The 17,853-nt window shown below is 71.8% G+C and carries 20 protein-coding genes and 1 pseudogene; 10 read left to right on the top strand and 11 right to left on the bottom strand.

Features of this window, described 5'->3' with window-relative positions:
* Window positions 1-2: 2 nt before the first annotated feature.
* A complete protein-coding gene (gene sucB / locus HP550_RS02520) occupies window positions 3-1,838 on the bottom strand; it encodes a 2-oxoglutarate dehydrogenase, E2 component, dihydrolipoamide succinyltransferase (RefSeq protein WP_175346028.1) in 1,836 nt (611 codons plus the stop codon).
* A 29-nt stretch (window positions 1,839-1,867) separates the two neighbouring features.
* Window positions 1,868-3,268 carry a dihydrolipoyl dehydrogenase gene (gene lpdA / locus HP550_RS02515; RefSeq protein WP_175346027.1) on the bottom strand — a complete coding sequence of 467 codons (1,401 nt, stop codon included), beginning with the start codon at window positions 3,266-3,268 and terminating at the stop codon, window positions 1,868-1,870.
* A gap of 174 nt (window positions 3,269-3,442) precedes the next feature.
* On the opposite strand from lpdA, the gene HP550_RS02510 reads away from it, so the two are divergent.
* Window positions 3,443-3,781, top strand: a complete 339-nt coding sequence (locus tag HP550_RS02510; protein ID WP_175346026.1) for an oxidoreductase — start codon at window positions 3,443-3,445, stop codon at window positions 3,779-3,781.
* Here the strand turns inward: HP550_RS02510 and HP550_RS02505 are convergent.
* Window positions 3,778-5,253 carry a leucyl aminopeptidase gene (locus HP550_RS02505; RefSeq protein WP_175346025.1) on the bottom strand — a complete coding sequence of 492 codons (1,476 nt, stop codon included), beginning with the start codon at window positions 5,251-5,253 and terminating at the stop codon, window positions 3,778-3,780. The two genes, HP550_RS02510 and HP550_RS02505, sit on opposite strands and share 4 nt — an antisense overlap.
* A gap of 59 nt (window positions 5,254-5,312) precedes the next feature.
* Between HP550_RS02505 and HP550_RS02500 the strand changes: the two genes are divergently transcribed.
* Genes HP550_RS02500 through HP550_RS02485 form a run of 4 tightly spaced genes read left to right on the top strand, consistent with a single transcriptional unit; the run spans window position 5,313 to window position 7,384 of the window.
* A complete protein-coding gene (locus HP550_RS02500; protein WP_175346024.1) occupies window positions 5,313-5,672 on the top strand; it encodes a hypothetical protein in 360 nt (119 codons plus the stop codon).
* Window positions 5,669-6,097: a hypothetical protein gene (locus tag HP550_RS02495; protein ID WP_175346023.1), complete on the top strand. Its 429-nt coding sequence runs from the start codon at window positions 5,669-5,671 to the stop codon at window positions 6,095-6,097. Before HP550_RS02500 ends, HP550_RS02495 begins: the two co-directional genes overlap by 4 nt.
* Window positions 6,098-6,107: 10 nt before the next feature.
* On the top strand, window positions 6,108-7,172 hold the full coding sequence (locus tag HP550_RS02490; protein WP_175346022.1) for a quinone-dependent dihydroorotate dehydrogenase: 1,065 nt from the start codon (window positions 6,108-6,110) through the stop codon (window positions 7,170-7,172).
* Entirely contained in the window at window positions 7,172-7,384 is a 213-nt protein-coding gene (locus tag HP550_RS02485; protein ID WP_175346021.1) for a hypothetical protein, read from the top strand. The genes HP550_RS02490 and HP550_RS02485 overlap by 1 nt, the downstream gene beginning before the upstream one ends.
* Before the next feature lie 6 nt (window positions 7,385-7,390).
* Here the strand turns inward: HP550_RS02485 and yczR are convergent, their stop codons facing one another.
* Window positions 7,391-8,851, bottom strand: a complete 1,461-nt coding sequence (yczR, locus tag HP550_RS02480) for a MocR-like transcription factor YczR (protein ID WP_175346020.1) — start codon at window positions 8,849-8,851, stop codon at window positions 7,391-7,393.
* 203 nt (window positions 8,852-9,054) lie between these two features.
* On the opposite strand from yczR, the gene yczE reads away from it, so the two are divergent.
* Window positions 9,055-9,726 carry a membrane protein YczE gene (gene yczE / locus HP550_RS02475; RefSeq protein ID WP_425484413.1) on the top strand — a complete coding sequence of 224 codons (672 nt, stop codon included), beginning with the start codon at window positions 9,055-9,057 and terminating at the stop codon, window positions 9,724-9,726.
* Between the two features lie 42 nt (window positions 9,727-9,768).
* Here the strand turns inward: yczE and HP550_RS02470 are convergent, their stop codons facing one another.
* Entirely contained in the window at window positions 9,769-10,776 is a 1,008-nt protein-coding gene (locus tag HP550_RS02470) for an aldo/keto reductase family protein (RefSeq protein ID WP_175346019.1), read from the bottom strand.
* 116 nt (window positions 10,777-10,892) lie between these two features.
* Here HP550_RS02470 and HP550_RS02465 point away from each other — a divergent pair, with 116 nt between their 5' ends.
* On the top strand, window positions 10,893-11,504 hold the full coding sequence (locus HP550_RS02465) for a DUF5343 domain-containing protein (protein WP_175346018.1): 612 nt from the start codon (window positions 10,893-10,895) through the stop codon (window positions 11,502-11,504).
* Window positions 11,501-12,085, top strand: a complete 585-nt coding sequence (locus tag HP550_RS02460; RefSeq protein WP_175346017.1) for a Swt1 family HEPN domain-containing protein — start codon at window positions 11,501-11,503, stop codon at window positions 12,083-12,085. The genes HP550_RS02465 and HP550_RS02460 overlap by 4 nt, the downstream gene beginning before the upstream one ends.
* Before the next feature lie 38 nt (window positions 12,086-12,123).
* On the opposite strand, the pseudogene HP550_RS02455 reads toward HP550_RS02460, so the two are convergent.
* Window positions 12,124-12,369: pseudogene (locus HP550_RS02455) on the bottom strand (aldo/keto reductase); the annotation flags it as partial.
* A 21-nt stretch (window positions 12,370-12,390) separates the two neighbouring features.
* On the bottom strand, window positions 12,391-12,969 hold the full coding sequence (locus HP550_RS02450) for a DUF3043 domain-containing protein (RefSeq protein WP_175346016.1): 579 nt from the start codon (window positions 12,967-12,969) through the stop codon (window positions 12,391-12,393).
* A gap of 32 nt (window positions 12,970-13,001) precedes the next feature.
* Here HP550_RS02450 and HP550_RS02445 point away from each other — a divergent pair, with 32 nt between their 5' ends.
* Window positions 13,002-14,381: a M20/M25/M40 family metallo-hydrolase gene (locus HP550_RS02445; protein ID WP_175346015.1), complete on the top strand. Its 1,380-nt coding sequence runs from the start codon at window positions 13,002-13,004 to the stop codon at window positions 14,379-14,381.
* A 3-nt stretch (window positions 14,382-14,384) separates the two neighbouring features.
* On the opposite strand, the gene HP550_RS02440 is transcribed toward HP550_RS02445, so the two are convergent.
* From HP550_RS02440 to nadA, 4 genes are read right to left on the bottom strand one after another with little or no spacing between them, the layout of a single operon-like run.
* Window positions 14,385-14,921, bottom strand: coding sequence for an acyl-CoA thioesterase (locus HP550_RS02440; protein WP_175346014.1), 537 nt, complete (start codon window positions 14,919-14,921; stop codon window positions 14,385-14,387).
* 10 nt (window positions 14,922-14,931) lie between these two features.
* Window positions 14,932-15,261, bottom strand: coding sequence for an antibiotic biosynthesis monooxygenase family protein (locus HP550_RS02435; protein WP_175346013.1), 330 nt, complete (start codon window positions 15,259-15,261; stop codon window positions 14,932-14,934).
* Window positions 15,258-15,857 (bottom strand): DJ-1/PfpI family protein, encoded by a 600-nt coding sequence (locus HP550_RS02430; protein ID WP_175346012.1) that lies wholly within the window; start codon window positions 15,855-15,857, stop codon window positions 15,258-15,260. Before HP550_RS02430 ends, HP550_RS02435 begins: the two co-directional genes overlap by 4 nt.
* A 2-nt stretch (window positions 15,858-15,859) precedes the next feature.
* Window positions 15,860-17,050: a quinolinate synthase NadA gene (nadA, locus tag HP550_RS02425; protein WP_343047945.1), complete on the bottom strand. Its 1,191-nt coding sequence runs from the start codon at window positions 17,048-17,050 to the stop codon at window positions 15,860-15,862.
* 55 nt (window positions 17,051-17,105) lie between these two features.
* Between nadA and HP550_RS02420 the strand changes: the two genes are divergently transcribed.
* Window positions 17,106-17,853, top strand: a 748-nt coding sequence (locus tag HP550_RS02420) for a glycerate kinase family protein (protein WP_175346010.1), incomplete at its 3' end; no start/stop codon positions are given.

The following is a 17,853-nucleotide window of genomic DNA, read 5'->3' as shown; positions in this document are numbered from 1 at the left end:
TGTCAGAGGCCGACCTCGGACTCGAACGCGCCCTCCTCGATGCGGGTCTTCACCGCGGCGAGGTAGCGGGACGCGTCGGCGCCGTCGACCAGGCGGTGGTCGTACGACAGCGACAGGTAGCACATCGACCGGATCGCGATGACCTCGGCGCCGTCCGCGTCGAGGATGACCACCGGGCGCTTGACGATCGCGCCGGTGCCCAGGATCGCGGACGTACCGCCGGGGACGATCGGCGTGTCGATGATCGCGCCGCCCGAGCCCGTGTTCGTCACGGTGAACGTGGCGCCGCTGAGCTCGTCGGGCTTGACCTTGTTCTGCCGGGTGCGGCCCGCCAGGTCCACGATCTTGCGCGAGATCCCGGCGAGGTTGAGGTCGCCGGCGTCGCGGATCACCGGGACGAGGAGCCCCTTCTCGGTGTCGACGGCGATGCCGACGTTCTCCTGCGCGTGGTACGTGATCTGGTTGCCCTCGAGCACGCCGTTGATCTTCGGGAACGCCTTGAGGCCCTCGATCGCGGCCAGGACGAAGAACGGCAGGAACGTGAGGTTGACACCCTCGCGTGCCTTGAAGTCCTCCTTCGCCTTGGCGCGCAGCCGGGCGACCTTGGTCACGTCCACCTCGACGACCGTCGTGAGCTGCGCCTGCGAGTGCAGCGCGTCGACCATGCGCTCGGCGATGATCTGGCGCAGGCGGCTGGCCTTCTCGGTGGTGCCCCGCAGCGGCGAGACTGCCGGGACCGACGCCGCCCGTGGGGCGGCCGGAGCCGGAGCGGCAGCGGCGGGCTGGGCCTTGGCGGCCTCGGCGGCGGCCTTCTCGGCCTCCGCCTTCTCCGCGGCGTCCAGGACGTCCTCCTTGCGGATGCGACCGCCGACGCCGGTGCCCACGAGCGAGGCCACGTCCACGCCCTTGTCGGCCGCGAGCTTGCGGACGAGCGGGGTCAGGTAGGTGCCGGACACCGCCGGCGCCGTCGCGGGCGCCGCGGCCGGTGCCGGGGTCGCGGGCACGGGGGCCGGGGTGGGCGTCGCCGGGACCGGGGCGGGAGCGGCCGCGGGTGCGGACTCCTGCTCGGGGGCGGGCTCGGGAGCGGACTGCGGCTCCGGGGCCTTCTCCGGCTCGGGCGCCTTCTCCTGCTCAGCGACCGTCGCCTGCTCAGGGGCGGTCTCCGCCGGAGCCGCTGCGGGCGCGGCGCCGGAGCCGATGACGGCCAGCACCGCACCGACCTCGACCGTCTCGTCCTCCTGGACCAGGATCTGCTGGAGCGTGCCGGCGAACGGCGACGGGATCTCCGTGTCGACCTTGTCGGTGGAGATCTCCAGCAGCGGCTCGTCGACCGCGACCTCGTCGCCGACGGCCTTGAGCCAGCGCGTGACGGTGCCCTCGGTGACGGACTCCCCGAGCGCGGGGAGCGTCACGTTCTCGCTGGCGCCGCCACCCTCGGACGCCGTGGCCGGCGCGGGGGCCGGCTCCTCGTGCTCCTCGACGGGCTGCTCCGCGGGAGCGGCCTCGGCGGCCGGCTCCTCGGCAGGTGCCTCGGCGGCGGGCGCCTCCTGCTCGGCGGCCGGCGCCTCGGCCGGGGCGGCGTCCTGCGCGGACGCACCCTCCCCGGAGCCGATGACGGCCAGCGTGGCGCCGACCTCGACGGTCTCGTCCTCCTGGACCAGGATCTGCTCGAGGACGCCGGCGAACGGCGAGGGGATCTCGGTGTCGACCTTGTCGGTCGAGATCTCGAGCAGCGGCTCGTCGATCTCCACCGTGTCGCCCACGTTCTTCAGCCAGCGGGTGACGGTCCCCTCGGTGACGGACTCACCGAGTGCGGGCAGCTGCACGTTGTCGGACATGACCGCTCGTGTCTCCTTCGATCCGTAGGTCAGTTGTGGGCGTGCAACGGCTTGCCGGCGAGCGCGAGGTGCGCCTCCCCGAGTGCCTCGTTCTGGGTGGGGTGGGCGTGCACGAGGGCGGCGACGTCCTCGGGGTAGGCCTCCCAGTTGACGATGAGCTGTCCTTCACCGATGAGCTCGCCGACGCGCGCACCGATCATGTGCACGCCGATGACCGGACCGTCCTTCTGGCGGACGAGCTTGACGAAGCCCTGGGTGCCCAGGATCTGGCTCTTGCCGTTGCCGCCCAGGTTGTACTCGAGCGTCTCGACGGCGTCGGCCCCGTGCACCTCCTTGGCGCGTGCCTCCGTGAGGCCCACCGAGGCGACCTCGGGGTCGGAGTACGTGACGCGCGGGATGCCCGACTCGACGATGGCCGCGGGCTTGAGCCCGGCGATCTCCTCGGCGACGAAGATGCCCTGCGCGAACCCGCGGTGCGCGAGCTGGAGACCGGGGACGATGTCGCCGACGGCGTAGATGTTGCCGACGCCGGTGTGCAGGCGCTCGTCGGTGATGACGAAGCCGCGGTCGAGCGTGATGCCCTGCTCCTCGTAGCCGACGCCCGAGGTGCGGGGACCGCGGCCGACGGCGACCAGCAGGAGGTCGGCGTCGAACGTCTTGCCGTCCTCGAGCGAGACGTGCACGCCGTTGTCGTCCTGCGTCACGCCGGCGAACCGGACGCCCAGGTTGAAGTTGATGCCGCGCTTGCGGAACTGGCGCTCGAACGCCTTGGACAGCGACTCGTCCTCGTTGGCGATCAGGTGGGGGAGCGCCTCGATGATCGTGACGTCCGCGCCGAACGACTTCCAGACGCTGGCGAACTCGGAGCCGATGACGCCGCCGCCGAGCACGATGACCGACTTCGGGACCCAGTCGAGCTGGAGCGCCTGGTCGGAGGTGATGACCCGCCCGCCGATCTCCAGGCCAGGCAGGGACCGCGCGTACGAACCGGTGCCGAGCACGATGTACTCGCCGGTGACGCGCTCGCCGTTGACCTCGACGGTGTCCTTGGCGACGAGCTTGCCGTAGCCCTCGAACACGGTGATCTTGCGGGACTTGATCAGCCCCTGGAGTCCCTTGTACAGGCGACCGATCACGGTGGCCTTGTACTCGTTCACACCGTTCATGTCGATGCGGTCGAGGGTGGTGTGGACGCCGAAGTGGGCGCCGTCGCGGGCGTGGTCCGCCAGCTCTGCCGCGTGCAGCAGGGCCTTGGTGGGTACGCAGCCCACGTGCAGGCAGGTGCCACCCACCTTGTCGGCCTCGATGAGGGCGACGGACTTGCCCAGCTGTGCGGCGCGCAGCGCGGCTGCATAGCCGCCACTGCCTCCGCCCAGGACGACGATGTCGAAAGCGGTGCCGTTCGTGTCGGCCACGTGCAGACTCCTCATACGCAGACTTGGTGGTCTCGAGCTTGCCGACCATCCTGTCATCCCCGCAGGCAGGGAACGACCTGGACGGCGCGCACGACCATGTGACACTCAGAACAGTCGTCCCATGACTGATGTTCCGTCCGGCGCGAACACCCCGCGGATCGACAGGCTCGCAGGTTACCCTCGTGCGCCATGGGCCTGTTCTCGCGCCGCAAGCCGGCCGCCACCGATGCGCCGACGGATCGTGACGCGCGCGCGGCGACCCTGGCTCACCTCCAGGACTTCGTGACCACCCGGGTCGGTGTCGAGGCCTACGTGGAGCCGCAGACCAACAGCACGCCGACGACGATGATGCTCGTGGCCACCGACGGCGAATGGACGCGGCGCCGGGTGCCGGACCCGAAGACGGCGTGGCAGCTGGCGCGCGACCTGGGCATCCCGGTCTACGACGTGCAGCGCACCGGCTACCCGCAGCGGGTCCGGGACTGGAACTCGCGGCAGCGGCTCGCGCGCAAGCGCAAGCACGCCTAGACCGCCGGGGAGCGACCCTCCAGCAGGGCGAGCAGCGTCCGGACGCCGACACCCGTGCCGCCGACGGGCGTGTACCCGTGCGCCGACCGCTCGTTGTACGCCGGTCCCGCGATGTCGAGGTGCGCCCACGGCGTGGTCCCGACGAACTCCTGCAGGAAGATCCCGGCGGTGAGCATGCCGCCGAACCGGTCGCTGATGTTCGCGATGTCCGCGACCTTCGACTTCAGGCCGGCGCGCAGGTCCGCCGGCAGCGGCATCGGCCAGAACTGCTCGCCGCTGGCCGCGGCGGCGGTGACGACCTCGCCACGGACGTCGTCGGTGCCCATCACGGCGGACACGCGGTGGCCGAGCGCGACCAGCTGGGCCCCGGTCAGGGTGGCGATGTCGATGACGACGTCGGGCTTCTCCTCGACGGCTGCGACGAGCCCGTCGGCCATCACCAGGCGTCCCTCCGCGTCGGTGTTGAGCACCTCGACGGTCTTGCCGCCGCGGATGGTCAGCACGTCGGACGGCCGCTGGGCGGTGCCGGACGGCATGTTCTCGGCCAGGCAGAGCCAGCCGGTGACCGCGACGGGCAGCTCGAGGCGCGCGGCGGCGATCACCGTGTGCAGCACCGCGGCGGCGCCGGCCATGTCGGACTTCATCGCCTCCATCCCCGCGGCGGGCTTGATCGAGATGCCGCCGGAGTCGAACGTGATGCCCTTGCCGACGAGCGCGACCTTCGCCTTCGGACGCGACGGCGAGTACGAGACCTTGACCAGCCGGGGGCCGCGGACTGATCCCTGGCCGACGCCGATCAGGCCGCCGTAGCCGCCCGCGGCGAGCGCCTTGTCGTCGAGCACCGTGATCTTGAGGCCCTTGGCGCCCGAGTCCTTGGCGGCCGCCTTGGCGGCCTCCGCGAACGCGGCCGGGTAGAGGTCGTTCGGCGCCGCGTTGACGAGGTCGCGGGTGCCGTGGACCGCGGCCGCGATCACCTCGGCGCGCGCGACCGCGGCGAGGGCGGCGGGGTCCCGGGGGTGCGCGGTGACGATCTGGATCGTGGCCACGGGGGCAAGCTTCGCGGTCTGCGACGCGCGGTACCGGGTGTAGGAGTACGCACCCAGCAGGGCGCCCTCCGCGACGGCGGCCACGTCGTCCGTCGGGAACGCGAGGGCCACGGTGCCCGTGCCGGCAAGCTCGCGCGTCGCCGCGCCGGCCGCGCGGCGCAGGGCCTCCGGCGTCAGCGCGTCGGCCGACCCGACCCCGGTGAGGACCACGACCGTGGCGGCCAGGCCGGTGCCGGGCAGCCGGCGGACCTCGTCGGCGGCACCGGTGATCCCGAGCGCGGCGGCGTCGGCCAGCTGGGCGCGCAGCTCCTTGGGGAGGCGGTCGGCGCCGAGGACGACGGGTGCGCCGTCCTGCTGGGCGACTGCGACGACCAGGGCGTCGACGGCGAGGCGGGCAGGGTCCTGGGAGGTCAGGGAGACGGTCACGGCTCGATGATAGAGGCGGTGCACGGCTGCCTCGCGCGTCGCCGGTACGGTGGGGCACCGTGATCGTCCCCCTCGCGCTCCTCGTCGTCGCCCTGTGCCTGGCGCTCGGCGGGTGGGCCCTCTGGTTCGTCGTCCGGGACCGCGCGGTGGTCCTGCGCCAGCTCTGGGGCGGCGCCGTCATCGAGGCCGTGCTCCTGCTCCAGGCCGTCGTCGCGGGCGTCCTCGCCGCCACCGGGTCGCCCGACGTGGACGGGGTGCTCCTGTGGGGCTACGTCCTCACGCAGCTTCTCGTCCTGCCGATCGCTGCCGCCTGGGCGTTCGCCGAGCGCACGCGGTGGAGCTCGGTCGTCCTTCTCGTCGCGGCGCTGACCGTGGCCTTCCTCGAGTACCGCCTGCTCCAGATCTGGGGGACCGTGTGACCGACCGGACGGAACGCTCGCGACGGACGGGGAGCGGCCCCGGCCGGCTGCTCGTGGCGGTGTACGGGATCCTCGCGCTGGCTGCGACGGCCCGCGGCGTCTACCAGGTGGCCACGAAGCTCGACGAGGCGCCCGTCGCGTACCTGCTCTCGCTCGGCGCGGGGCTCGTGTACGTCGTCGCCACGGTCGCGCTGGCCACCGACCGGCGCACCCTCGCCTGGTGGGCGGTCTCGATCGAGATGGTCGGCGTGCTGACGGTCGGCGTGCTCTCACTGGTCGACGTGGGCGACTTCCCCGACGAGACGGTCTGGTCCGGGTTCGGTCAGGGCTACGGCTACGTGCCGCTCCTGCTGCCGTTCCTCGGCCTGCTCTGGCTGTGGCGCACCGGGCGGGCCGCCGAGGTGCCCGCGCGTCCGACGACCTAGGGTGAGAAACGTGTACCGCCTGCTGTTCGACCTCGTCTTCCGTCGCATGGACCCCGAGCGCGCCCACGAGGTCGCCTTCCGGCTCATCCGTGGGGTCGCGCAGGTCCCGCTGCTGCGGGACGCCGTGCAGCGCGTGTTCCGTGCCTCCGACCGCGGATCCGTGGAGGTGTGGGGGCGTCGGTTCCCGTCGCGGTTCGGGCTGGCCGCCGGCTTCGACAAGAACGCGGTCGGCGTCGCGGGGCTGACCATGCTCGGCTTCGGGTTCGTCGAGGTGGGCACCGTCACGGCGGAGGCGCAGCCCGGCAACGAGCCGCCGCGGCTCTGGCGCGTGCTGGACCAGCGGGCGCTGCGCAACCGGATGGGCTTCAACAACGAGGGGTCCGCCGCCGTGGCGGCCCGGCTCCGGCGCCTGAGGGCCACCCCCGCGGGCCGACGGCTGGTGGTCGGGGTGAACATCGGCAAGACCAAGACGACCCCGGCCGAGCACGCGTTCGCGGACTACGCGACCAGCGCCGGCCGGCTCGCCCCGTACGCCGACTACCTGGTGGTCAACGTGTCCTCGCCCAACACCCCGGGACTACGCGACCTGCAGTCGGTGGAGGCGCTGCGCCCGATCCTCGAGGCCACCCGCGTGGCGGCCGACGAGGCGACGGCCACGAGTGGGCTCGCCCCCGTGCCGCTGCTGGTGAAGATCGCCCCGGACCTGTCCGACGACGACGTCGACGCGGTGGCCGAGCTCGCCGCCGAGCTGGGGCTGGACGGCATCGTCGCCGTCAACACGACCATCGGTCACGACCTCGGGCCCGGTGGCCTGTCCGGTCCGCCGGTGCTCGCCCGGGGGCTCGACGTGGTGGCGCGGCTGCGCAGCCGCCTCGGTCCCGACGCGGTGATCATCGGGGTCGGCGGCATCACGACGCCCGCCGACGCCCGCGAGTACCTGGCGGTCGGCGCCACCCTCGTGCAGGGCTACACGGGACTCATCTACGAGGGACCCGCGTACGCCTCGCGGATCGCCCGCGCGCTCGCGGCGGACGAGGCGCTCCGGGCCCCTGCTCGTCGGACGGCGGCCGCCTGATGGTCACCCGGCCGCAGTGGGAGTGGCGCTACGACGGCGCCGACGGCTCGACGCTTGACCGGCCCGTGAGCCCGGTGTTCACCACGCAGTACGACGCCGAGCAGTGGCTCGGTGAGCACTGGCGGACGCTCGCGGCCCAGGGCGTGCAGGCGGTGCACCTGCTGCACGAGGGCGCCCAGGCGACCCCGACCATCACGCTCCCGCTGATCTGACGGACCTCAGACCATCGCGTGGACCCGCGCCGGTCCCGCGACCGGCTCGGTGACGCCCAGCCCCGCCCACGCGTCGGCCAGGCCGGCCACCGCGCGCCGCAGGTCGTCCGCCGACGCGCTGAACGGCAGGCGCAGGTTCCGCTCGAAGCTGCCGTCCACCCCGAACGCCGTCCCGGGCACCACCCGCACGCCGTACCGGGTGGAGATCGCGGCGAGGGCGCTGGAGACGGGTGCGCCGAGGTCGGCCCAGAGCGACAGCCCGCCGGCGGGGATCTCGACCTGCCACGACGGCAGCTGGTCCAGCAGCAGGCCGACGAGCAGGTCGCGCCGCTCCCGCAGGGCGTTCCGTCGGCGAGACAGCAGGTCGTCGGAGTGGGCGAGGAGCTCGGCGACGACCAGCTGCTCGAGCACGGGCGTGCCGATGTCGACGTGCGCCCTCGAGGACGCGAGGCGGGCGACCAGGTCGGGGTGCGCGCGCACCCAGCCGACGCGGAGGCCGCCCCAGAAGCTCTTCGACGCGGAGCCGATCGAGACGACGTACGCGGCGGCCGTCCCGTCGCCGGCGAACGAGCCCGGGGCCGGACCGTCCATCGTCAGCTCGGCCAGCACCTCGTCGCCGACGACCGCGGTGCGGTACCGGCGGGCCAGCGCGCGCACGCGGGCGCGGTCCTCGTCGCTCAGGCTCGTCCCCGTGGGGTTGCGGTGGACGGGGATCAGGTAGACCAGCCGCGGCGCCACCTGGCGCAGGGTCGACTCGAGCAGGTCGATGTCGAGTCCCGTCTCGCCGGACGGCACCGGCACGGGTCGGGCGCCCACGGACCGCACGACGTCGATCGCGTGGGGATAGGTGGGGTGCTCGACGACCACCCGGTCACTCGGACCCGCGTGCGCGTTCACGAGCAGGTGGATGGCCTGCTGCGCGCCGGTGGTCACCAGCAGCTGGTCGGGGGTCGTCGGCGTCCCGCGCTGCGTGTACCAGCGCGCGATCGCCTCGCGCAGGACCAGCAGCCCCTGCGGGGAGTAGCCGGTGCCGGCCAGGTGGCGGGGGAGCGCGTCGAGGGCGGCGAGGTACGCGCCGTGCAGCGCCGCCGGAGCCGACGGAGCCGCCATCGCCAGGTCGACGATGCCGGGCTCGTCCCGCACGGACTCCGCCATGGACACCCGCGCACCCGGGCCGGACGGCAGCGTGGTGACCGTGCCCGAGCCTCGGCGGCTCACCAGGTAGCCCTCGTCGCGGAGGAGCCCGTAGGTCGCGGTGGTCGTCGTGCGCGAGACGCCCGTGGCGTCGGCGAGCTCGCGTTCGCTGGGCAGCCGGGTGCTCAGGGGCACGGTGCCGGACAGGATCGCGGCCCGCACGGCGTCCGCCAGCGCCAGGTACGCCGGGCCGGGTCTCTGCCACGCGCCGAGCACGGCACCGAGGCGGTGGCCACTGATCCGGCGGTCGGCGGGCAGCTCAGAGATCACCACGAGGCCACTATGGCAGAAGTGGCTATGGAAACAATAGCCAGCCGGCCTCCAGGATTACCAACCATGAGCATGTGGATACCCGTACTGATAGTCATCGCGAGCCTGGTCGTCGCACTCGCCCACGTCGTCCGACAGGACGGCTTGGGGCACCGGTCCCCGCCCGCGTCGCACAGTGGCTGGTTCGACCAGTCCGAGCCGCGCCCGTGAGCGCCCCCGCCGAGCGCACGTATGCTCGCGCGGTGCCGGCCCGGATCGCTCCTGACGCGCGTCCCGTGCGTCGGGGCGTGCAGCTGCTGGTCGGGCTCGTCCTCTACGCCGCCTCGATCGCGATGCTCGTCGACGCCGGTCTGGGCAGCATGCCGTGGGACGTCCTGACGCAGGGGATCGTCCGCCACACCGACCTGTCGTTCGGCGCGGTCACGCTGCTGGTCGGTCTGGTGGTCCTGGCGTGCTGGATCCCGCTGCGCCAGCGCCCCGGGATCGGCACGGTCGCCAACGTCGTCGTCATCAGCGCGCTCGTCGACCCGTTCCTCGCCGTGATCGACGGCCTGCCCGACGCGCTGGGCGTCCGTATCGCCCTGGCGGCCGCGGGCATCGTGCTCAACGGCGTGGCGACCGGCCTGTACGTCGGCGCCCGCCTCGGCCCCGGACCCCGCGACGGCCTCATGACGGGGCTCGTGCGCAGCACCGGACGGTCCGTGCGGCTGGTCCGGACGAGCATCGAGGTCGCGGTCGTCGCGGTCGGCTGGCTGCTGGGCGGGACGGTCGGGTTCGCGACGCTGGCCTACGCGCTGGCGATCGGCCCGCTGGTGCACGTGTTCCTGGCGTGGCTCACGGTGGCCGAGGTCCGGGCCGAGGAGCCCGTCGCGGTGTGAGCCGGAGCCGGCCCCGGACGGACTCCGGGGCCGGCTCGTCGCTCAGCGTGCCGGCGGTGCGTTCTTCGCGGTCTCGGCCGGGTCGGACACCACGGAGTCGCCCAGGACCGTGTCGATCCGCGCCAGCAGCTCGGCCGGGATGGTCACGCCCGACGCCTTGACGTTCTCCGTCACCTGCTCCGGCCGTGACGCCCCGATGATCGCCGCGGCCACGTTGCGGTTCTGGAGCACCCACGCGATGGCCAGCTGGGCCAGCGACAGGCCGAGCTCGTCCGCGACGGGCCTGAGGTCCTGCACCCGCCGCAGCACGTCCGGCCGCTCCAGGAAGCGCCCGATCATGCGGGCGCCACCCTTCGCGTCGGTGGCGCGCGAACCCGCCGGCGGCGCCTCGCCCGGCTTGTACTTGCCGGTGAGCACGCCCTGGGCGACGGGTGACCAGACGATCTGGGAGAGTCCGAGCTCCTCCGACGTCGGGACGACCTCGCCCTCGATGACCCGCCACAGCGCGGAGTACTGCGGCTGGTTCGAGATGAGCTGGACGCCGAGGTCCTGGGCCAGCGCGTGCCCGGCGCGGATCTGCGGCGCCGTCCACTCGGAGACCCCGATGTACAGCGCCTTGCCCGCACGGACGACGTCGGCGAACGCCTGCATCGTCTCCTCGAGCGGCGTCGACTCGTCGTACCGGTGCGCCTGGTACAGGTCCACGTAGTCGGTCTGGAGGCGCTGCAGCGAACCGTCGATGGACTCGAGGATGTGCTTGCGCGACAGCCCGCTGTCGTTCGCGCCGCCGGGACCGGTCGGCCAGTACACCTTGGTGAAGATCTCGGTGCTGGCACGCCGTTGGCCCTTGAGGGCGTCTCCAAGGACCGACTCCGCTCGCGTGTTCGCGTAGACGTCCGCTGTGTCAAACGAGGTGATGCCTGCATCGAGCGCTGCACGCACGCACGCCATGGCTGCGTCGTTCTCAACCTGTGAACCGTGCGTGAGCCAGTTGCCGTAAGTGATCTCGGAGATCTTGAGACCACTTCTTCCAAGGTATCGATACTCCATGGGAGTAACTGTAGGCGGTCTCAGATGGGTGGACTGCGCCCGAGTCTATTGACCCGGCGATTGCGTCGGGTGACGATGCTAGGGTCAATTCTCACTCTGAGAAGGTGGAGCGAAGCATGCCCGAGGACCTTCCGTATCTTCCGGCTGTTGGCAACATTCCGGCGATCCTAGACAAGATTCGGACCGCTGGGACGCCTCCGAAGTTCACGCTGGAGTTTCTCTCGAAGACGCTCGGATTCACGGCTTCGCAAGACCGCGGCATGCCGAAGATATTCAAGAAACTCGGCTTTCTGACGGCAGATGGGACGCCGACCCAGCGATACAACGACTTCAAGTCGACCTCTACCGGTGGTCGAGCACTTGCGGTCGGCCTACGAGAGGGATGGTCTCCCATCTTCCTGGCGGACCAGCAGGCATACAACAAGACCGCTGGTGAACTGACCGACATCTTCAAGAGCGTAACTGGCGAGGGCGAGGCCAAAGCAAAGAAGATGGCCAGCACCTTCAAGGCCTTGGCGGGAAAGGCTGAGTGGACCGACGCAAAGCCTGCGGACGAAGGCGGTGGCGGCGGCAGTGGAGGTGGCGAAGAGGTTCTAAATGACTCCGATAAGCGCGACCAGCGGGGCGGACTGAGCCTTCACAGTGATGTGCACATTCATCTTCCTCCGACATCCGACGTTTCTGTGTACCGGGCGATCTTCCAAGCTCTGCGTGAGGAGCTGATGTGACAGCGAACCCCGCACTCGTTCGCGACTGGCTGTTCAAGGGCATGTCCGCAGAAGCGCGGCTCGACGAACTGGAGTCGGAGGGCGTAGCGGTCCGGGCGGCGACTGACCCGGGTGCGCTGCAGCGTGTCATGTCGCTGGAGGAGTTCTCGCCCGAAATTCGCCGCGCCGCGATGAGTGCGCTTCCGGCGTACCTCGCGTTCTTCTGTCTCGAGAACGCGGTGCGCGAGCTAGTAGAGGAGAGGCTCCGCGAGGCCATAGGAAGCTCGTGGTGGGAAGACTGCGTTAGTGCAAAGATTCAAGGCAAGGTCGCTGAACGGCGCGAGAAGGAAGGGGTCAATCGCTGGCACGTCAGGCGTGGTGCACAAGAGATCTACTATACGGATTTTGGCGACTTGGTCGCCATCATTCGCAACAACTGGGATAAGTTCGAAGACTTGTTCCCGGATCAAAACTGGCTGATCAACCGGCTAAACGAGCTTGAGGCGTCGAGGAACGTAATTGCGCATAGCAACAAACTCGACCAGCGTGAAATGGACCGGATCTCTATGTACGTCCAAGATTGGTTGCGCCAGGTTGGGTGATCCGGTCGCCACGCTCGACATCTGTTGGCCAGGTCTCAGACCTTGGTGAAGATCTCGAGCGACTGACGCCGCTCGCCCTTCAGTGCCTCGCCCAGGACGCTCTCCGCCTTGGTGTTGGCGTAGACGTCAGCGGTGTCGAAGCTGGTGATGCCCGCGTCGAGCGCGGCGCGCACGCAGGCCTTCGCGGTGTCGTTCTCCACCTGCGAGCCGTGCGTGAGCCAGTTGCCGTAGGTGATCTCGGTGATCTTCAGGCCGGAACGGCCCAGGTAGCGGTAGGAAACCATGCCCGCCACCCTACGGCGGCGTCAGACGGGTCGCTGCCCGTGCTTGACCTGCGGCTTCGGCATGCGCGACGGGCGGATCTGGAACGCGCGCAGCACGCCGTACATGGCGGCGCCGCGGGGGATCTGCTCGATCCCGAACTTGGCGACGAGCCTCTTCTTCACGCTCCGCCACATGAGCCAGCCGTCGATCACGGCGGCGATGATGTAGATGTACAGCGCCAGGATGGCGAAGACGGCGTACGCGGTCTGGGACAGCGCGAACTGGATGACCAGGAACACCGCGGCCACCGGCAGGAAGAACTCGCCGAGGTTCCAGCGGGCGTCGACGGCGTCGCGGATGTAGCGGCGCACCGGTCCGCGGTCCTTCAGCGGCATGTTGCGCTCGTCACCGGTCTGCATCGCCCGGTACTCGATGTCGCGCTGCGCCTTGGCCTGCTCGCGGCTGGCCTTCTTGGTCGTCGGGGCCACCAGGGGGCGCTTGTTCGCCGCCTCGGAGACCTTGCGCTTGGGCGTCGGACGGCCCTTGCCCGCGTCCGTGGGCGGGGTGCTCTCCGTCAGGGCGGGAGTCACGGGCTGGGGGTCGTTGCTGCGTCCGAACACCCTGCCAGGGTAGTCGAGTAGCGTGCCTGTCCGTGACCGACGCTGCCCCCCTCTCGACCACCCTCCCCGGCGACCGTACGGACGCCCTGCGGTCCCGGACCGCCGCCGCCTTCGGTGCGCTGCGCGCCGATCTCGAGGCGCTCGTCCGGATCCCGAGCGTGTCGAACGCCGAGTTCGACCAGTCGCACGTGGCCGCGAGCGCCGACGCCGTCGTGGCGCTCCTGCGCGGCGCGGGGATCGACGACGTCCAGGTGCTCACCGTCCCGGGAGGCGCGCCCGCCGTCGTCGGCCGCCGACCCGCCCCCGCGGGTGCGCCGACCGTGCTGCTGTACGCGCACCACGACGTCCAGCCGCCCGGCGACGACGCCGACTGGGACAGCCCGCCGTTCGAGCCCACCGAGCGCGACGGACGCCTCTTCGGCCGGGGCGCTGCCGACGACAAGGCGGGTGTCATCGCGCACGTCGGCGCGCTGCGCGTGCTGGGTGACGACCTGGGAGTCGGTGTCACGGTCCTCATCGAGGGCGAGGAGGAGATCGGCTCGCCGACGTTCACCCGCTTCCTGCACGCCCACCGCGACCTGCTCGAGGCGGACGTCATCGTCGTCGCCGACTCCTCCAACTGGGCCGTCGGCGTACCGGGCCTGACCACGTCGCTGCGCGGCCTGGTCGACTGCGTCGTCGAGGTCGCCGTGCTCGAGCACGCCATCCACTCCGGGATGTTCGGCGGCCCGATCCTGGACGCCCCCACGCTGCTCGCCCGCCTGATCGCGACGTTGCACGACGACGACGGCAACGTCGCGGTCGAGGGGCTCGTGCACGCTCCGGACCCGACGGTGGACTACGCCGAGGCGACGTTCCGTGCCGACACGAGCGTGCTGGACGGGGTGCGTCTGGCCGGCACGGGACCGATCACCGCGCAGCTGTGGACGCGGCCGGCGATCGGCGTCATCGGCTTCGACGCCCCCCGCGTGGCCAGCGCCTCGAACACGATCACGCCGCGCGCGTCCGCCAAGCTCTCGGTCCGCATCGCGCCCGGACAGGATCCCGCGGAGGCGATGGCGGCGCTGCGTGCGCACCTGGAGGGTCACGCCCCGTTCGGTGCGCGGGTGACGGTGACCGACGGCGAGAAGGGCAAGCCGTTCCAGGCTCCGGCCGACTCCACCGCGATGCAGGCCGCGCGCTGGGCGTTCGCGCAGTCGTGGGGGACCGAGCCGGTGGACATCGGCGTCGGCGGGTCCATCCCGTTCATCGCGGACCTGCTGGAGGTCTACCCCGACGCGGCGATCCTGGTCACGGGCGTCGAGGACCCCGACTCCCGGGCGCACGGCGCCAACGAGTCGGTCCACCTCGGTGAGCTGGAGAACGTGGTGCTGGCCGAGGCGCTGCTGCTGGAGCGGCTCGCCGCCGGCTGAGCCTCAGGCCGTCTCGCGGTGCGCCACGCCGACGGCCTCGGCCCACGCCTGCACCTCGGCGGGCAGCTCGGGCGATGGTCCCTCGTGCGTGCCCAGCAGGTCGATGACGTCCGGGGCCGGCACGCGAGCGCCGTCCCGGGCGAGGAACCGTCCGGCGATCACGCCGCGGGCCACGTGCTCGCCGCGCCGGGTGAAGGTCTGCTCGAGGTAGGCGCAGCGGGGGTCCCAGCCGAGCAGCCGGGTGCTGATCTCGAACCGCTGGCCCAGCGTCAGTGAGCGCCGGTAGGAGATGGTCGACGACGCGACGACGGGGTACCAGCCGTGCGCGTTGAGCAGGGGGAACGCCCCGAGATCGGCGAGGAAGTTGCTGCGAGCGACGTCCATCATCTGCAGGTAGACGCCGTTGTTGACGTGCCGGTAGAAGTCGAGGTCGCCGAGGCGCACCCGCAGTCGCGTGACGGAGGGGTCGAACAGACCCTGGTCCGCGAGGGCGGCACGGGGCCGGGTCGTGGCCAGGGCGAGCTGGATCATCCGGGTCATCCGCCGGATGTTACCCGGGAGTAGGTACGACGGGAACGGGGACGAAGTGCTCGACGACCGGGAACGGGTCGTAGAAGTGGTGCAGGAGCTCGCGCCACCGCGCGTACTGCGGCGACCCGCGGAAGCCGGTCTCGTGCGCCTCGACCGAGTCCCAGCCGATGAGCAGCAGGTACGTCCCTGGTCGCTCGACGCAGCGCGAGACGTGGACGCCCCGGAACCCGGGGAGGCCCGTCTGGAGGGGCGTCGCCTCGGCCACCGCGAGCTCGAACGACTCCTCCTGACCCGCGCGGACCGGCAGCAGCGCGTGCTCGAGCACCGGCGCGCCGAGCGGTCCGGTCATACGGGCGGTTCGGGGTCGTACTGGATCTCGCGCCGGACGGCACGTGCGGCGTCGACCGACTCCAGCCGGGCGACCAGGTGCAGCGCCATGTCGATTCCCGCGGACACGCCGGCCGACGTGACCACGTCACCGTCGTCGACGAACCGGGCCTCGGTGTCCAGCAGCACGCTGGGGTCGATCACGGCGAGCTCGTCGAACGCGCTCCAATGCGTCGTCGCGGGGCGGCCGGAGAGCATTCCCGCGGCCGCGTACACGAGTGCGCCGGTGCAGACGCTGGTCATGAGCGCGGTGGTGGCGCGCGTCGTGCGCACCCACTCGAGGTGCGCGGGGTCGCGCAGGAGCGCCCGCGTGCCGAAGCCTCCCGGGTACACCAGGACGTGTAGCGGGCCGACGTCGTCCGCGCCGGCGTCCGGGACCAGCCGCAGACCCTTGGCGCAGCGGATGCCGCTCCCGTCCAGCGAGAAGGTCAGGACCTCCGGTCGCAGCTCCGAGATCTTCGCCCACGCGGAGAGGACCTCGTAGGGACCGACGACGTCCAGCTCCTCGGCGTCGTCGAACACGAAGATGCCCACCCGCAGGTGGTGTCCCGTCGGCATGCTCAGTAGCCCGGCAGCGCGAGCATCTGGTCGAGGGCGACGCGTGCCCAGTGGGCGTCGTCGGCATCCACGACGATCCGGTTCACCGCGCGGCCGGCCACGAGCGACTCCATCGCCCACACGAGGTGCGGCAGGTCGATCCGGTTCATGGTCGAGCAGAAGCACACCGTCGAGTCGAGGTAGTGGATGTTCTTGTCCGGGTGGGCGGCCGCGAGGCGACGCACCAGGTTGAGCTCGGTGCCGACCGCCCAGGAGCTGCCCGGCGCGGCGGCGTCGAGCGCCTTGACGATGTACTCCGTCGAGCCCACCAGGTCCGCCGCGAGGACCACCTCGTGCTGGCACTCCGGGTGCACGATCACCGTGACGTCGGGGACCGCCGCGCGCATGTCCGTGACGTTCCGGACCGAGAACCGGCCGTGCACCGAGCAGTGGCCGCGCCACAGGATCATGCGCGCGTCGCGCAGCTGCTGCGTGGTCAGGCCGCCACCCGGCTTGCGGGGGTCGAACACGACGCAGTCGTCGAGCGAGAGGCCCAGCTGCTGGACCGCGGTGTTGCGGCCCAGGTGCTGGTCGGGCATGAACAGCACCTTGCCGGTGCCGGCCACGCCGCCGACCTTGTCGAACGCCCACCGCAGCGCGACGTGCGCGTTCGAGGACGTGCAGATGGTCCCGCCGTGGCGGCCGGTGAACGCCTTGATCGACGCCGCGGAGTTCATGTACGTCACGGGCACGGTCGACTCGGCGACGCCGGCGTCCGCCAGCACGTCCCACGCGTCCTCGACCTGGTCGATGGCCGCCATGTCCGCCATGGAGCAGCCCGCGGCGAGGTCCGGGAGGATCACCTGCTGGTGCTCGGACGTGAGGATGTCGGCGGACTCGGCCATGAAGTGGACGCCGCAGAAGATGATGAACTCGGCCTCGGGCCGGGCGGCAGCCTCGCGAGCCAGCTTGAACGAGTCGCCCGTGACGTCGGCGAACTCGATGACCTCGTCGCGCTGGTAGTGGTGACCGAGGACGAAGGCGCGGCTGCCGAGCGCGGCACGGGCCGCGCGGGCGCGCTCGACGAGGTCGGGGTCGCTCGGCGCGGGCAGGCCGCCGACGCACTCGACGCCACGCTCGGAGTCGAGATCGACGCCGCGTCCCAGCAGCAGGAGGGCCGACGGAGCCGGCTCGGAGAAGGTGCTCACGCTCACGCCGCGATCTTCCCACACGGGTCCCGTGCATTCGCGCTCGGGCCGCCGTGCCACGATGCACGGCGTGCGCGTCCTCGTCGCCCCCGACAGCTTCGGCTCGAGCCTCACGGCCGACGAGGCCGCCCGGGCCATCGCCGGGGCCTGGCGATCCACGGCGCCGCAGGACGAGGTGACCGAGTGCCCGCTGTCGGACGGCGGCCCCGGATTCGTCGCGGTCCTGCACGCCGCCCTGGGCGGTGAGCTCGTCGCGGTGACCGTGACGTCGCCGGTCGGTGTGCCGGTGCCGGCCGTGGTCCTGCGGGTGGGGACGACGGCCTACGTCGAGTCCGCGCAGGCGATCGGCCTGCCGCTGGTGCCCGCCGAGCTCCGCGACCCGACGCGGACGTCGAGCCGCGGCGCCGGGGAGCTGGTCGCGGCCGCGCTGGACGCGGGTGCTCGCACGGTCGTCGTCGGCCTCGGCGGCTCCGCGACGAACGACGGGGGAGCGGGTGCCCTGGTCGGGCTCGCCCGCGGGCTCGGCCTCGACGGTCCCAGCGAGCTGCTCGCGGCCGGCGGCGGCTCGCTCGGGTCGGTGACGGCGGACGACCTGCGAGGGCTGCGCGACCTGCGCGACCGGCTGCGGGACGTCGAGCTGGTGGTCGCGACGGACGTGGACGTCCCGCTGCTCGGCCTGCACGGAGCGAGCGCCGGCTTCGCCCCCCAGAAGGGGGCGACGCCGGAGCAGGCGCAGGACCTGGAGCGCGCGCTCGGTCACTTCGCGCACGCCGCGACGGCGGCGCTGGGGGACGCGGTCCGCCCCGACC

Origin of the sequence: Cellulomonas humilata (assembly GCF_013359775.1) — a bacterium.
Lineage (GTDB): Bacteria > Actinomycetota > Actinomycetes > Actinomycetales > Cellulomonadaceae > Cellulomonas > Cellulomonas humilata.
Note: the sequence above shows the minus strand (reverse complement) of the source record. Positions and strands in the feature narration are given on the sequence as shown.

Coding starts and splice junctions, on each gene's coding strand:
- sucB (WP_175346028.1), bottom strand. CDS start 1,838: ATGTCCGACAACGTGCAGCTGCCCGCACTCGGTGAGTCCGTCACCGAG.
- lpdA (WP_175346027.1), bottom strand. CDS start 3,268: ATGAGGAGTCTGCACGTGGCCGACACGAACGGCACCGCTTTCGACATC.
- HP550_RS02510 (WP_175346026.1), top strand. CDS start 3,443: ATGGGCCTGTTCTCGCGCCGCAAGCCGGCCGCCACCGATGCGCCGACG.
- HP550_RS02485 (WP_175346021.1), top strand. CDS start 7,172: ATGGTCACCCGGCCGCAGTGGGAGTGGCGCTACGACGGCGCCGACGGC.
- HP550_RS02470 (WP_175346019.1), bottom strand. CDS start 10,776: ATGGAGTATCGATACCTTGGAAGAAGTGGTCTCAAGATCTCCGAGATC.
- HP550_RS02465 (WP_175346018.1), top strand. CDS start 10,893: ATGCCCGAGGACCTTCCGTATCTTCCGGCTGTTGGCAACATTCCGGCG.
- HP550_RS02440 (WP_175346014.1), bottom strand. CDS start 14,921: ATGACCCGGATGATCCAGCTCGCCCTGGCCACGACCCGGCCCCGTGCC.
- HP550_RS02435 (WP_175346013.1), bottom strand. CDS start 15,261: ATGACCGGACCGCTCGGCGCGCCGGTGCTCGAGCACGCGCTGCTGCCG.
- HP550_RS02430 (WP_175346012.1), bottom strand. CDS start 15,857: ATGCCGACGGGACACCACCTGCGGGTGGGCATCTTCGTGTTCGACGAC.